Raw genomic sequence first — 15,247 nt, forward strand, 5'->3', positions numbered from 1 at the left:
CTGAAGATAAGTATTGAAGATTACTCATGTTTTACATGAGTTAATTGCAACTCAGACACTTAGACACCTAAACACCCAGACATCCCATTGGATTTTATGTGAAATCGCTCAAATTTATGAGTAACGCTTGGGAAAAATTGCATCAATTGGGCATGCTTATGAATCAGACTCATGTTTTATGTGAAATAAAACCGTTTTTCTTCATGCTCTGATCCACGTATAAATTTTACATCACTCAACGCTCGGCACCGTCTCAGTACCTCGTGCAACGCTCTGTATCTTAACCAGGTGCTGTCAAGGTTATTCGTCGAGCAAGCCCGTATAAACAATGGATAGCGATTATGAATAACGAGTTTACTTTTACCATCAAAAAAATTTACCTAGATGAGAACTATCACCCGTCTAACAGCACACGACTCACGACTAATTTTGCCAACTTAGCAAGAGGTGAGAGCCGTAAGCAAAATTTACGTAACGCGTTAAAAATGATTGATAGCCGCTTTAACGCACTTGCACAGTGGGATAATCCAACTGGCGACCGTTACTCTGTGGAGCTAGAGATTGTGTCTGTTGATATTGACGTTGCGGGCAGTGGTGAAACCTTCCCGTCGATTGAGGTGCTTAAGACTTATATTATTGACCACAAAACGAACCAACGAGTTGAAGGTATTGTCGGCAATAACTTTTCTTCTTATGTGCGCGATTATGACTTCAGTGTATTACTACTTGACCACAACAAAGATCGCCCTCAGTTCAGCATACCTGATAATTTTGGCGACCTTCATGGCAAGCTCTTTAAATATTTTGTCGACTCTGACAGCTACAAAACACATTTTAATAAGCCACCTGTAATTTGCTTGAGTGTGTCTGATAACAAAACATACCACCGTACAGAAAATCAGCATCCAGTACTTGGCTATGAATATCACCCAAATGAATCTTCCTTAACAGAGCAATACTTTAAAAAGATGGGCCTACAAGTACGCTACTTCATGCCACCAAATAGTGTTGCCCCATTTGCTTTTTACTTCTTTGGCGATTTATTAAATGATTACACAAACCTTGAGCTGATCAGTACCATCAGTACCATGGAAACGTTCCAGAAAATCTATCGACCTGAGATTTATAACGCCAATGCGGTGGCTGGGAAACACTATAAACCAAACCTAAAAAATCAAGATCACTCTATTACCCAAGTTGTCTATGACCGTGAAGAGCGCAGCCGACTGGCAATTGAGCAGGGTCGCTTTGCGCAGGAATATTTTATCAAACCTTACCAAAGCTTACTTGAGCAGTGGTCAGCAAATTACGCTGTGTAATACCCGTTGTCTTAATACTGAATAAATTTGACGCTAACTACATTTGAAAATTCCTATTTATAACAACGAGCTAGGTTACTTAATTAAGATAATTGGTATTCTCATCGAGAAAATGGAAAAATTGACTATGAAAACATTACTACCGACCTCCACAGCGGGGAGCCTACCCAAGCCTGCTTGGCTTGCTCAACCAGAAACACTATGGTCGCCTTGGAAATTAGGCGGTGACGAACTGATTGACGGCAAGCACGATGCGTTACGTATTGCTTTGCAAGAACAGCAGCTTGCAGGCATTGATATTGTGAGTGATGGCGAGCAAACCCGCCAACATTTTGTGACCACCTTTATAGAGCATCTAAGTGGTGTAGATTTTGAGCATCGTCAAACCGTAAAGATTCGTGACCGCTACGATGCTAGTGTCCCAACGGTGGTAGGACCCGTAACCCGTCAAAAGCCAGTTTTTGTCGAAGACGCAAAGCTGTTACGTAGTCAAACCGATAAGCCTATAAAATGGGCATTACCTGGGCCGATGACAATGGTAGATACTTTGTACGATGCGCATTATCAAAGTCGTGAAAAGCTTGCATGGGAATTTGCCAAAATTTTAAACCAAGAAGCCAAAGAGCTTGAAGCCGCAGGGGTTGATATTATTCAATTCGATGAGCCTGCATTCAATGTGTTTTTTGACGAGGTTAACGACTGGGGAATTGCAGCGTTAGAGCGAGCAATAGAGGGATTGCAGTGTGAGACTGCCGTTCATATTTGCTATGGCTATGGGATCAAAGCCAATACGGATTGGAAAAAGACGTTAGGCTCAGAGTGGCGCCAGTACGAAGAAGCATTTCCAAAACTACAAAAATCTAATATCGACATAATTTCATTGGAGTGCCATAACTCTCATGTCCCCATCGATTTGTTAGCCTTGATCCGTGGGAAGAAAGTAATGGTTGGTGCCATTGATGTTGCAACCAACACCATTGAAACGCCAGAAGAAGTTGCCGCCACACTGAGAAAAGCGCTTGAGTTTGTTGATGCTGACAAACTATACCCTTGTACAAACTGCGGCATGGCACCGCTATCTCGGGAAGTCGCAAGAGGTAAGCTAGCAGCATTGAGCGCTGGGGCTGAACTCGTACGCCAGGAATTGCTAGCGAAAAAGTCAGCTTAAGATGTAACGTTGATCATCGCGCCAACGATAAGATAAATTCAAGCTTATGTGCCGCCGTCAAGGAATGATTGTGGCGCAACTTATACCACTACAGAACAACTATCTGTGCTCATTCTCCGTGTGAACCAACATACTTACAATAGCGCTACACCACATAAAGCAAAGATTGTTAGCTCACCCTTACCGCCACTTTGGCTGGTAAACGCTAGGCAGTCAGTAGAAACGCGATCGCAAATGCGAGCACAAATGAAGCCATCATGGCTTTTTTATTCATCACTTTGGTAGTTACCTTATTAGGTTGCTTCTCATGACCAGCTTTTACATGACAGCTTGGACGCTCAACTTGATGGTTGTCAGCAATGGCTATTTCTTTAATTTGGATACCGAAGGTCGCACATAGAGATTTAACCGACTCAGGAGAAGCACTGCCTGTCTTTTCTATTCGCTGAATTGTTCTTAAGCTAATTCCACTCACGGCAGCTAAATGTGCTTGGCTCCAAGCTTTGGACTCTCTCAGTTGTTTTATTTTTGCATTATCTAATTTCATATCCATAATTACTTTCTCCGGTACAAAGCGATATTAACTATTATCGGGAGAAATCCTTGTGTTAGTGATGTCATTTATGCGACAGCTTTACGTCATCATTATGCCAATAGCAGACTAACACAGAGATCATAGTAAAACGAACGGTTGGACAGTCATGTTTAGAACAATAAATTTGTTTATTTCTTCTTCAGTCTGTTTACCTCGTAAGTTCGTTTTTACAGCAGCTTAATTGTTATACAGAGCCTAGTCTCTCACAGCCACATGAATTGATAGCGCAGCAGCTCGCTTAAATTACTCCTCAAGATTTAGTCACTACCATTGCTATTACCGTTAACACGTCGAGTTTTTATTTCATTCTATCGAGTATTGAGTGACATAAGGTTTTAGCTGCATAACTATATATTCTTTATAAAAACTAAATTACAGGTGGCGATATGCCTTTTGGATTAAAACAGACGCTTATTTGCACTTTACTGGCTAGCGCTGCATTACCAACAGTCGCGCAGACTGAAGTAGGATTACAGGCTAAAGACATTTTTGAACTGGAATATGCCAGCGACCCACAAATATCACCTGACGGAACAAAAGTGGTATACGTGCGTAACAGCAACGACGTGATGAAAGACGCTAAGCGCCAAAACTTATGGCTAGTGGACACCAAATCAGGCGCTCAGTCACCGCTATTTTCCGATGAACATAATTATAGCCAGCCTAGCTGGTCGCCTGACGGTACTAAATTAGCGTTTGTCAGCAACCTATCTGGCAGCACTCAAATCCATGTCCATTACGTTGCACAAAACCGCACAGCACTGCTAACGCAACTGCAATCGGGAATAAGTGGGTTAACTTGGTCACCTGACGGAAAGTGGCTAGCTTTTAGCCAAAAAGTTGCAGAAAAACCTGCTGTCATTGCTAAAATGCCAGAAAAGCCAAAAGGTGCAAAGTGGTCAGATCCAGCTATTGTCATTGATAAAGCTTATTATCAAGCTGACGGTAAAGGTTTAATAAAACCTGGGTATCGCCATATTTTTGTACTTCCAAGCGAAGGCGGTACACCGCGTCAACTAACCTCAGGAAGCTATCATCACGGTGGAAAGCTGGCTTGGCGAGCAGACTCTAAAGCAATTGTGTTTTCGGCAAACCGCATCGCAGACTGGGAATATAAGCGTCTAGAAGGTGACCTATTCGAAGTTGATTTTAAGCGTAACATCACGCAGCTTACCTCGGATCCTGGTCGTGAATATGTCCCTAGCTTTTCCAAAAATGGTAAACAGTTGGCTTATCTCAGTACATCAAACGAGTTAAACCCTTACCGTAATAGTAAGCTTAACATCATGAATTGGGGGGACAAAACCTCCAATATGATTGCGAAGGACTTTGACCGCTCAATACAAGCTCCAAGATGGATCAGCAGAGACAGGCTTGTTTTTAGTTATGATGACCATGGCAAGCGAAAGCTCGCGAGCATCAACACGAAAGGTAAAATTAGCGACATCACAGATACAGTGTCTGGTACAACGCTGGGTCGCCCGTATTTGAGTGGTGAATTTAGTGCGAATTTCAGTGGTAATATTGCATTTACGCAAGGTTCCAGTGAGCGTCCTGCGGATGTTGCCGTCACCACAAGAAAGGGTAAAGTAACACGGTTAACAAATTTAAATGAGGATCTGCTGGCACACACAACCCTTGGTAAAGTGCATGAAATCACTTATAAATCATCATTCGATGGAGAACAAATTCAAGGCTGGTACATCACGCCTCCCAATTTTGACCCGCAAAAGCAATACCCTTTGCTGCTAGAGATCCACGGTGGTCCGCATTTAGCTTATGGCCCTCATTTTTCCGCAGAATTACAGCGTTACGCTGCACAAGGGTATGTCGTATTTTACGACAACCACAGAGGCAGTAGCTCTTACGGCGAGCGTTTTGCTATGCTGCTAAAATACAAATACAGCTCAAAAGAAGATTTTGCCGATCATAACTCTGGCGTTGATGCCATGATTGCAAAAGGCTTTATTGACAAAGACAACCTGTTTATTGCTGGTGGCTCTGCTGGCGGTATCGCAACAGCGTACGCGATAGGTCTAACTAACCGCTTTAACGCAGCAGTTGTAGTCAAACCTGTGATCAACTGGCTCAGTAAAGTGCTTAGTGCTGACAGTGGCCTGGGCCAGATCCCCACGCAATTTCCGGGTATGCCGTGGGAACATGTAGACCATTATTGGCAACGCTCACCACTTTCGCTCGTTGGCAATGTAACCACCCCTACTATGCTAATGACTGGTGAAGAAGATTTACGTACACCAATGGCTGAAACTGAGCAATTCTATCAAGCACTTAAGCTACGTAAAGTCGACTCTGTCATGGTGAAAATTCCAGGGGCACCGCATGGAATAGCCGGTCGTCCTTCTCGGATGATCAGTAAGATTGAACACACCTTAGCTTGGTTTGAAAAATACAAAAAGTAAGTACTATTTACTTGTCCAAAAGATGAAACTATAAATCGATTTAGCACGCTCTACTGGTTCACCTTGCAGATCCTAGGGCATCAGCAATATTGATATTGATCGAGTACAGCTCGATTATAAGTTTCATTTTGAACAAGTATTGAGGTAAACAGGCATTACCACCAATCGCTGCCCAGTTCAGCTTTTGGTGGGTGCTTATTAAAAATAGATTTAAAGCACTGAACTCATTTCTTATAGCGCTTCAAGTTTATTAGTGCTCAACAGAAGTGTTATTCAACGAATAATTCCAGACCTTGTAAAAATAAAAGACATAGCCAATTCCAAAGGTAATAATTGAGATAATTATCCATAAAATAACGTGGCCTAAATTGCCAAATAAGTCAGTATGGCAAATCATCTTTCTCGACCTTCCCTGCTCATCAATTAACTCTGAGCGGTTGATGATAAATTTGGAAAATGAGTACGGGAAAAAGAATGCTCCGATGCCGAATGTAATCAGGATCAGAACAAACCAGAGTATCAAATGACCCAAAATATCGAGTGTCCCTATATGCGCTTGAATTTTCATTTACTATCCTTTTTAATGTTTAATTAATACTAAAATAAAGCCTTCTTCATTCTGGTAAGACGTTAGAGTAGCAAGAACTTTAACGCCAAAACAAATTTAATACTCAGATATCACACCAGTAACGCTACTCCCCATCAAAGGTCTTCCAATTTCGCAAAACATATCTACTTTTGCTGTTTCAGGTGACAGCAAAAATGTGTGAGTAGCAACTTTCTTTCATCATCTAGGATAAAACTTAAAGTAAAAGTAAAAGTAAAAGTAAAAGTAAAAGTAAAAGTATAGAATAACCACATGTCCGACCAGTCCAGACATTTTGCATTAACTAATTGATAATTGGGAACAATAAAGCAAAAAGGAATAATTTTTCCTCAAACCAAATTATTTTAATTATATTTTTCCACTTTTCACTATATTTTGCCTTTGATAAGCTACGCGTTTTAGCCTATTTGCACCTATCCAGTTACAAAATTTAACAAGGTAATCTATGAAAAGAACACGTGCGGCGATGCTTATCGCGAGCTTGACTACAATTCCAACCGTATCTGCTATCGAGCTATATAAAGATGAGCAAAACAGCGTCACTGTCGGTGGCTTTATCGATGCTAGGATTATTCATACACAAGGCGAAAGTGAACTGGTAAATGGCGCATCACGCATTAACTTTGATTTCAAACGCCAGTTAAAAAATAACTGGCAAGCTTTTGCGCTTCTGGAATGGGGAGTTAATCCTGTAGGAAGTAGTGATATTGTTTATAACAACCGTTTTGAATCTATACAAGACGAGTTCTTATACAATAGATTAGGCTATGTGGGCGTTAAGCATGAAGATTATGGTCAAATCACCTTGGGTAAACAATGGGGTGCTTGGTACGACGTAGTCTATAGCACAAACTATAGCTTAGTGTGGGATGGCAATGCAGCTGGTGTTTATACATACAACAAAGATGATGGTGCTATAAATGGTACTGGCCGTGGTGATAAAGTACTACAATACCGTAACAGCTATGGTAAGTTCAGTTTCGCTGTTCAAGCGCAATTAAAGTCTGATGACTTTTATACCTGTGACGTCGTGGATATTTCACTTAACGAATGTGAAGCTTTGTTTAACCAGGGTAATAATGCAGCACAAAAGGTAGAGTTTAACTCGACCTATGGAGCAGCTCTCACTTACTCGGCAACTGAGAATTTAATGCTCACAGCGGGTATTAACCGAGGCGAATTTGATATTGTCTATGCCGGTGGCAGAAACCAGTCAGTTGAAGATTTAATTTATGGCGTTGGGATCACCTACGGTAACTTTTCTCAACCCGGCTGGTACGGTGCGGCAAATATCAACAAGAATGAAAATCACGACACTGACAATTTAGGACGTTTAATCAAAGATGCGGTTGGAGTGGAGTCGTTAATTAGTTATCGTTTTGACAATGACATCCGTGCTTTTATTGCATACAACGTGTTTGATGCCGGTGATGACTACGTCATTCAACCTAATTTTAATGCTGATCCAAACGATGTGTTTAAGCGTCAATTTGCGGTACTTGGTATGCACTATCTAATGAGTGAGGACACCATTTTATACATAGAAGCACGTAAAGATTTTAGTGACTTCTCAAGTACAAATGCAGCGCAAGAAGCGCAAATGTCGCAAACCGAAGACGATGGTATTGCCATTGGCTTTCATTACAGTTTGTAATTTCACCTGAGATTTTTGTTCATCAAACAAATGTGGGCAGGGGCTTAATTTAAAGCCTCTACCCACTATCTACCGAATTAGCTCATGTAACTACGGCTCAAAGCCACAACGGAATACGCGAGTTGTGCGCTGCTCGGTACGACAGTTTGTTTCAACCGTACGTGTATGTTCCGTTGTGTATGAACTCTCTGACAATAAGTGCAACCAACCGGTATAATTTGCCTGCCCCATAGACTGACCACCCCATGAATTGTTATACCAATAGGTCACTGACTCAGTCTTATAGTTAGTAGCAGGACAAGTTGATATTACATGCTGTGTGTCCCAGACAAATTTTGTTGGTGACAAATAACTATTAGGTTGCTCCCATAAGTGACCAAGATGCAGAACCCCATTATAGTTACATGTTTTATGTGTCACAGTATAGGTTTCTTGCCTTGTGTCACATACACGAACATTTCTTACTACCTCTTCCCAGTATCCACCTGTTGGGCACTCATCGCGGTAAGCTTCAGCAGAACCTGCGATTATAGTCATCGCAGCGGCTGCGATTGTGTATATTGATTTCATATTTTTCCTTAATTGTTTTTATTTTATATAATCAGATATAATTTCTGACTTAATGTTTTAAGTTGATCAAATTTAAAAAGATAAAATCAACCAGCCTAAAATAGGGTAGAGAGGTATACACTTAAAATAGTTTTAACCTAATCGAATATATAATTTATCAAGCATATTGCATTACATACCCAGTTTTGCACGTTGCTCTTCGGTAAACAGATCTTTTAATTCGTTTAGTTTTTCATAGTTAATTGAAATGTAGTTCGTACCATATGGACTACCAACGTTACCAACTCCAATTTCACCTAATGAATAAAGCTCTTTTGACAACCTAATAACCTCTTGTTTCTGAAAGTCATCAAGCTCTACACTGCCCAAAGTTTGCTGGAGCGTACGTTGCCTTTGTTCCATAGCAATCTTTGCTTGTTGGTGCTCAAACTCGATATATTTATTTAGCTGTTCTTCAGAAAGTAGCTCTTGAAGTGCTTCAGTATATTCGTGAGCATTTTCAGTTAACTGCGCATTAACTTGCGCTTTGGGTAGCTGTTCACCCTCGCTTGCTCCTTGCCATGCAAGGTAATCTTTTTGCGCTTTTTCTTGCAACAGTTGCTCAAGCTGAGTGCTTACCGACTCATCAAGCGCTAGTTGATGTGAGAGGTTGCGAGACACTGGTAATACACTATGGTTCGCTATTGCATTAAAAATATCTTTTTGATTTGTTTGATTTTGCTGTTGTGAATTGTCGAATGGATTGGCCGCACTAGCTTCTTCTTTATCATTGATATGTTGCACAGTCGCAGTACTTGAAGAAGTACCAACATCCAGACCATCACTTTTTAACAAAGTGTGAACCTGACTTTTTAGCGTATTAATTTGGGCTTTTAAATTTGCATTTTCATTTAACAACTGGTCTAACTGACTATTAGTACTGTCGTTATTCATTTCAGAATGAGTAGCGGTTTCAGCGGGGTTATGGCCAAATTGAGTTCCTGATATGGATAGTGCGACATAACCCACCACCAGACCACATATAAAAAATAGCACTTTTTCTTTCATAGCGTCTTATTATTATTGTTTATTATCACATGCGCTACATTTAACACCGCAGCACCTACAAAGAAGCAAATAAATCACTTTCTTAACTTATTATTATCACAAAAGGTACGTATTGCAAACGCTGTTACACATCAAACACAAATTGTGATTTTCAATATAGGCATCGTAATTAATCATCAACAAATAAAAAGTTATCTATACTTTTCAAAAAGTTGAAAGCGAAAAACAACTTAACCTTAAAATAATTGATTCTATTCAGCCTGCCTGTTACCAAAGAAATAAGTAAAGCAACCGTCATAAATAAAATATTATTTATAGCTATATTGCCGTTAAAAATTGTAGAAAAGATCAAAAATACAAAATAACAACAGCCAAATAACGCTGCTTCATTTTGATAGAGAGGGGAAAAAGTGGGCACACATAACAACGCTTTGCCGAGTCAGATAGGAGCACTAAAATTACAGTGGTTGCGCTAACTAACTTGTTATACCAGCTTTCTTAATTAAGTAGCCTATTTTGAGGCGAGAAAATCTTGTCGATAACCCCGCTACCGCGTCCTGCTATCGCCAAAGTACCTACATTCGTGTAGGCAAGGCAAAAATTTTGCTATTTAGTTGTTCTAAATAAGAAATTTTTAACACTGTTAGCGTCAGATTTACTCCTTCAAATTGGTATTACTCTCCGTCGCTATTTATTCACTCTTATATTTACCATGTGAGCTTTACAGCTCTGCTTGTTTAATGGTTTTAGAAATGAGCGTTTCAAACAGCTCAGACTGCCCAGCGGGTATTAATTGGTTTTGTAGGGCTTTTCGTTTGTTTGAGTCAAATAATCGCTCAGCCAGCCAACCGATTAAATACATCAGTGAAAGACAACCACCAGCAGTTGCTATATTCCCTTGCACTACAAGAGGTTGGTCTTGAACGTCTCCTCCAATGCTTTCAAGCGCAGCTTTTGCATCAGGATTGGTTGTTAATGGCTTACCTTTTAGCAAACCAAGTTCATGAAGAACAAATGAACCGGCACAAATTGAGCCAATTAACTGTGTGTTTGGGTTAAGATCCAACGCTGACATAAACTCTGTATCTTGCAAAACTGCTGGAATACCGCGTTTACCACTAGTGATAAGCACCACATCTTGATTTATCACCTCTGAAATATGTCCATCAGTTTTGACTTCTATGCCAAGGTGAGAATGATGTTCAGACTTAGTTCCCAGTATACTCACCGTCCAGCTATCCACTGTGCGACCAAGTAAGTCGTACATCAGAAAGAAGTCTACATCGGTGAAGTCATCAAACAAAACAATACCAACCTTATACATAATATTCATATCCTTATTGCTGTAAATGTAACCCACCTCACACTTTCTAGCCAAAGTTAGCGGCTGAATTCTCGAGTAATTTTGACATAACTATCTCGTGCAATTATGCCAATAAAATGAAAATGTGATTTAAAGGCAATGACGAGCTCGTTCCTACTCCAAACTATAGATTAAGTAATGATTCTAGGCCCAATGTCAGTGTAGTAATATGCTAATGATTGACAGCAGGTTAACGCCCAAATTTTTGTGTCAACACGATATCGCCGATATCTGTATTTCTAGATGATTGCATCACAAAATCTACAGCTCTTATAATATCTTCCATCGGTATCGGAATTAGACCTATAGATTCTCCTGACTCAATATCATTTAACACTTCATCTGTCCCTACATAGCCAGGGTTAACAGTCGTAAAACCGATACCTTCATTTTTATACCCCACTCGAAGGGAATGAACTGCGCCACGCAACCCAAATTTAGAGGCAGAGTATGCAACTTCAGAGGTCGTCGACAGCTCAAGGCCAGAAGTTGCTCCCATAAAAATTGCTCGCGGATTTTTGGCTCTACGTAGGTTTGCTAGTAACCCTTTTACCAGCTCGATCGGAGCAAGCTGATTTACATTTATTATACTTTGAGTTTCAGTAAATGAGGTTTTCTCAAAATCATACTCTTCTGTAAATGCTGAAGACTCCCAGATCCCTCCCATATATAAAAGCGCATCAATTGCCTTATCTGATATCTCATCTATTACTTTTCTAATACCCTCAAGTGTTGAGATATCTGCCTCAATCCACTGGCCTACACTTGAACGTGTCCGTGATACCGAGATTATACAATCTCCTTTTGCTGCGTAAAATTCGGCAACAGCTAATCCAATCCCTCGGCTTGCACCAACGATCACTATATTCCGTTTTTTCTCTATCAAGTCCAATTCCTTATTATACTTAACCTGAGATTTGTCCCAGTAATGCAATAACTCACTATCCTTAAAGAACAGGTCATTTATTCATAAGTAATGATTACTGCTTCCTTAGGGTAGTCCTAACCCAGAGTGGCAAAACACGACGCTAAAATTTAGCCAAAGTAATTAAACCCTACCGCGTTCCAAACCCAAAACGCGTGAATAACGCTTAGATAACTGAGTGCACACATCACATAATGTACTTTAAAAAGCCAGTGTAACTCATTCATACTTATCATCAATGGAAGCTTTATTACTTTCATAAAGGTCGTTAAAACAATTGCTAACACCAAAGACAGCAGAATTTTTACCTCAATTGTCGGAAAATTTATGTTAAATTTGTATTCATCATAGACAATGCCTACATTCATTAATGTAAAGCCCACCGTAGCCACAATTATCATTGTTGAGCTACAGCATGCCAACTTTTCGAATGTCACTAGCCTTTTGCCTTGACGAACTCGAACAATACACAGTAACAAGGTCAATAACGATAGCAAAGAAGCAATTGCCAACACTAAATTGAAGTAAAATGGACTTTGCAAAAAGCCCACCCGCTCATAATCGCCAGACCACATACTCGCTGAAAAACGCGCTATATTTCCTGTATCATCGCGATAAAAGTAAAAAGTAGGTGTATTTTGAGATTCAGCTTGGAAGGTGTCTCCTTCAAGATGTTTTAGTTTTATTTTACCTCCAGCCACTATCATGACTAACCTTTGTTGCTCTTCAATAGTAACGCTTACCGACGCATGCAACGCAGCTAGCTTCTCTAACTGGGTATATGAACGACGAGTACTCAAAAATGTTCCCGTATAATCTTCAAGGTTCGGTTGGCTAACTTGCTGTTTTAAAACTTGTGCATATATATTTGTTTGCAGAGGGGGACTTGATCGCGACACTTTAGTCTGGCTTATCGGCTTATTTCGATAGTATTTGTTAAGTATTGCGGTAGGTAAGGTCTCAACAACGTGTCCCCCTCTTCCCGATACATTAGTTGAAATGAAAATGCCTAACTGATTTTCAGGGAACATTACCATATTGGCAGCAAACGTATGGGTCGCCCCCGAATGATAGCGCACCTTGTAACCTCTAAGCTTGCCATCAAACATACCATGGGCAATCCCTGTTGCCAGTGGTCTATCATCGTATAATCGATGTGACATTGCTTTTTGGGTAACTGGCTGAACTAAAAGGTTGTTATCATTCATTAGCACTGACATATAACGTGCCATATCATTGGCAGTTGTAGAAACTGCCCCTGCACCGCCTGCATGCCCAATAAACTCAAAAGACTTGGCAGTATTATTCCCTTTTCTATCTTTAAAATACCCTGCTGCAAGCTGCTGCTGTAGGTCGGACTTCATTGCTGTAAAGGCAGCTCTTGCGTTTACAGGTTCTCGTAATGTTGTATTTTCCATACCCAACTTAGAAAAAATATGTTGCTCCATGTAAGTCGCCAAATCCATACCCGACTGCAACTCGACCAGATAGCCTAGTAAAGCAAAGCCATAATTAGAATAGGATACATTGACACCTGGCGGCCAAACTCTTTTGGGCATATATGTTGCGAGGTACTGCTCTATACTAATAATTTGTGACGGGTCTTCCACGAATAAGTGACCAGCATCCGCTTCTTCAAAACCCGCCCGATGACTTAATAAGGCACGTATTGTAATAGGCGCAAAAGTATCTGGTATTTTAAATTCGCTTAGGTATTCATTGATATCAGTATCCAGAGATAGCTTTCCCTGTTCCACCAGCTGCATTACCGCAAGAGCCGTCATTGTTTTGGTAATAGAGCCAATGCGAAACAAAGTTGCATTGGGATCAACCTTGGTTTGGCTTGCTACATTGGCAAACCCGTAACCCTTGAGCAAGATAATTTCCCCATCTTTGACAATCGAAACCGCAACTCCTGGCAGGTTGTGTTGCACCATGGCTTTATCAACCCAGTCATCAACATAGGTTCTCAGGCCTTCGAAGTCTTCCTTTGTTCTCCTCCCCTTCACGTCTGAGATTTCATTACCATCAACTACTGAATGCGGCTTGGTAGCTTGTACCTGTGCTTGTACCTGTGCTTGTGCTTGTACCTGTGCTTGTGCTTGTGCTTGTGCTTGTGCTTGTGCTTGCGCTTGTACACTAAAGAATATGCTCATAGCTAAAGTGAATACAAAAACCTTTAGGACAAATAAACCATCAACAATCTTTGCTTCCATACTTATACTCATTTCCTTATTGTTTGCGGTAAAAAATTAGTGTCCAAAGAAGCACAAAGATTATTACAGTAAAAGCGTTAAACTTTTCCATTAGGGCTTTCGGTAAGTGTAGGGTTAACTGCGTGCTAACCCTATATAGGAGCCATAGTATCAAGTGTTTTTCCGTAATGGGTAAGAACTTGAAGTGAACGGACGCAATGGTTGTTTTGTCAACGAGTTCATAAAAAGGCTACTGCTCAAGCATCGCTCACTGCTACATTGTTATTGTTTACGCTTGTACGTGTTGACTGCCAACAGAGTAATGAACCGAGTGTAACTGCGATAACCCCAACCCAAAATCCTGTTGTTAGCGAAATGTCTAATATCCACGAGGCGAATATACCGGAAAATACTGGAGTAAAATAAGAAATGACAGCAAGTAAGATCATATTGCCACCAATTATAGCCTTGTTCCACAGTGCGTAGCCTAAAGCCATGCCACCACCAGCCACGACTAACAAGCACACTTTGTAAAACGAAAAGTTAGATTGCAAGCTTTGTTCAATTAAACACCATTTAACCCATAGCGTTATCGCTGTAAAGATGAAGAACAAAGTAATTGCATTCTGACCATTTGATAACATTTTGGTGAGATTACAATAGACAGCCCAAATAATTGCGCCCCCAAAAGCAAGGCCAAAAGCCATGGGATTGCTTACAATACTGCTTACTAAACTCTCGATAGATAAACTAGTATCGCCCGAAACCACCATATAAACACCTGTAAAAGCAAGTATGCTACCGCAAAACAGAAGCACAGTGTTCGCACTGTTACTTCGGCTAATTATCGCGCCTAGGATGGTAAATAGTGGCCATAAATAGTTTACAATGAGGACTTGGGCAGACTGTGTTCTAGAGTTTGCAAAGCCCAGAGATAAAGACAAACAAAGTTCATATGCAACAAACAACACCCCGCCAAAAATCACATAAGATTTTGGGTAACTTTTCATCTTTGGAAAGCCTAAAAACAGCACGAGAAATATCGCTGCCACTGAATAGATTAAGGTAGCCCCCCCAATTGCACCAAAATCTTCACTAACGATACGCATAACATGCAGTACTGCACTCCATACCAATACCGCTAATATACCAAATACTGTAAACTTATATTGCGCTTGCAAGGATTGACTCCATATTTATCTGGGAATAAAAGTTCTCTCTCCCAGCGTGCTGAATAAAGGCGAACATGTCGGAAAATATAACATTCACAAAGGGTTTTATAGAAAAAACTATCAAGTGCTATTCGCTATAAAGGTTATAATTAAGCTCCGTTTGATTTCTGTTTGTAGATATTATTTCTAACATTAACGCTTCAAGCGCTTGT

Annotated in this window: 12 protein-coding genes; 4 read left to right on the forward strand and 8 right to left on the reverse strand. The window is 40.4% G+C overall.

Translation table 11 applies throughout. The features are described 5' to 3' along the window. Positions 1-341: 341 nt before the first annotated feature. A complete protein-coding gene (locus tag J8Z24_RS19845) occupies positions 342-1,319 on the forward strand; it encodes a DUF1852 domain-containing protein (protein ID WP_252095707.1) in 978 nt (325 codons plus the stop codon). A gap of 127 nt (positions 1,320-1,446) precedes the next feature. Further along, the gene (locus J8Z24_RS19850) at positions 1,447-2,487 is read left to right on the forward strand and encodes a methionine synthase (protein ID WP_252095708.1); all 1,041 of its coding nucleotides are present in this window, start codon (positions 1,447-1,449) and stop codon (positions 2,485-2,487) included. A 205-nt stretch (positions 2,488-2,692) separates the two neighbouring features. Here the strand turns inward: J8Z24_RS19850 and J8Z24_RS19855 are convergent, their stop codons facing one another. After that, a complete protein-coding gene (locus J8Z24_RS19855) occupies positions 2,693-3,040 on the reverse strand; it encodes a helix-turn-helix transcriptional regulator (RefSeq protein ID WP_147390397.1) in 348 nt (115 codons plus the stop codon). Positions 3,041-3,468: 428 nt separating this feature from the next. Between J8Z24_RS19855 and J8Z24_RS19860 the strand changes: the two genes are divergently transcribed. Further along, positions 3,469-5,502: a S9 family peptidase gene (locus tag J8Z24_RS19860; RefSeq protein ID WP_252095709.1), complete on the forward strand. Its 2,034-nt coding sequence runs from the start codon at positions 3,469-3,471 to the stop codon at positions 5,500-5,502. Between the two features lie 250 nt (positions 5,503-5,752). Here the strand turns inward: J8Z24_RS19860 and J8Z24_RS21925 are convergent, their stop codons facing one another. Beyond that, positions 5,753-6,070 carry a DUF6693 family protein gene (locus J8Z24_RS21925; protein WP_128730193.1) on the reverse strand — a complete coding sequence of 106 codons (318 nt, stop codon included), beginning with the start codon at positions 6,068-6,070 and terminating at the stop codon, positions 5,753-5,755. A gap of 484 nt (positions 6,071-6,554) precedes the next feature. Between J8Z24_RS21925 and J8Z24_RS19865 the strand changes: the two genes are divergently transcribed. Continuing rightward, positions 6,555-7,763: a porin gene (locus J8Z24_RS19865; protein ID WP_147390394.1), complete on the forward strand. Its 1,209-nt coding sequence runs from the start codon at positions 6,555-6,557 to the stop codon at positions 7,761-7,763. Positions 7,764-7,853: 90 nt separating this feature from the next. Here J8Z24_RS19865 and J8Z24_RS19870 read toward each other — a convergent pair whose 3' ends face one another. From J8Z24_RS19870 to yddG, 6 genes are all read right to left on the reverse strand, one after another. Then, a complete protein-coding gene (locus J8Z24_RS19870; RefSeq protein ID WP_252095710.1) occupies positions 7,854-8,333 on the reverse strand; it encodes a hypothetical protein in 480 nt (159 codons plus the stop codon). 171 nt (positions 8,334-8,504) lie between these two features. Then, positions 8,505-9,380 carry a hypothetical protein gene (locus tag J8Z24_RS19875; RefSeq protein ID WP_176032759.1) on the reverse strand — a complete coding sequence of 292 codons (876 nt, stop codon included), beginning with the start codon at positions 9,378-9,380 and terminating at the stop codon, positions 8,505-8,507. A gap of 721 nt (positions 9,381-10,101) precedes the next feature. Continuing rightward, the gene (locus J8Z24_RS19880) at positions 10,102-10,713 is read right to left on the reverse strand and encodes a DJ-1/PfpI family protein (protein WP_241651568.1); all 612 of its coding nucleotides are present in this window, start codon (positions 10,711-10,713) and stop codon (positions 10,102-10,104) included. A gap of 220 nt (positions 10,714-10,933) precedes the next feature. Then, on the reverse strand, positions 10,934-11,629 hold the full coding sequence (locus J8Z24_RS19885; protein WP_208723430.1) for an SDR family NAD(P)-dependent oxidoreductase: 696 nt from the start codon (positions 11,627-11,629) through the stop codon (positions 10,934-10,936). Positions 11,630-11,778: 149 nt separating this feature from the next. Beyond that, complete coding sequence (locus tag J8Z24_RS19890; protein ID WP_252095711.1) at positions 11,779-13,884, reverse strand: serine hydrolase domain-containing protein; 2,106 nt, start codon at positions 13,882-13,884, stop codon at positions 11,779-11,781. 236 nt (positions 13,885-14,120) lie between these two features. Next, entirely contained in the window at positions 14,121-15,044 is a 924-nt protein-coding gene (yddG, locus tag J8Z24_RS19895) for an aromatic amino acid DMT transporter YddG (RefSeq protein WP_176032757.1), read from the reverse strand. Between the last annotated feature and the right edge of the window lie 203 nt (positions 15,045-15,247).

It is taken from the genome of Pseudoalteromonas sp. SCSIO 43201 (assembly GCF_023716725.1).
GTDB lineage: Bacteria > Pseudomonadota > Gammaproteobacteria > Enterobacterales > Alteromonadaceae > Pseudoalteromonas > Pseudoalteromonas peptidolytica.

Coding starts and splice junctions, on each gene's coding strand:
- J8Z24_RS19865 (WP_147390394.1), top strand. CDS start 6,555: ATGAAAAGAACACGTGCGGCGATGCTTATCGCGAGCTTGACTACAATT.
- J8Z24_RS19855 (WP_147390397.1), bottom strand. CDS start 3,040: ATGGATATGAAATTAGATAATGCAAAAATAAAACAACTGAGAGAGTCC.
- J8Z24_RS19845 (WP_252095707.1), top strand. CDS start 342: ATGAATAACGAGTTTACTTTTACCATCAAAAAAATTTACCTAGATGAG.
- J8Z24_RS19870 (WP_252095710.1), bottom strand. CDS start 8,333: ATGAAATCAATATACACAATCGCAGCCGCTGCGATGACTATAATCGCA.
- J8Z24_RS19860 (WP_252095709.1), top strand. CDS start 3,469: ATGCCTTTTGGATTAAAACAGACGCTTATTTGCACTTTACTGGCTAGC.
- J8Z24_RS19880 (WP_241651568.1), bottom strand. CDS start 10,713: ATGAATATTATGTATAAGGTTGGTATTGTTTTGTTTGATGACTTCACC.
- J8Z24_RS19875 (WP_176032759.1), bottom strand. CDS start 9,380: ATGAAAGAAAAAGTGCTATTTTTTATATGTGGTCTGGTGGTGGGTTAT.
- J8Z24_RS19890 (WP_252095711.1), bottom strand. CDS start 13,884: ATGGAAGCAAAGATTGTTGATGGTTTATTTGTCCTAAAGGTTTTTGTA.
- J8Z24_RS19850 (WP_252095708.1), top strand. CDS start 1,447: ATGAAAACATTACTACCGACCTCCACAGCGGGGAGCCTACCCAAGCCT.
- J8Z24_RS21925 (WP_128730193.1), bottom strand. CDS start 6,070: ATGAAAATTCAAGCGCATATAGGGACACTCGATATTTTGGGTCATTTG.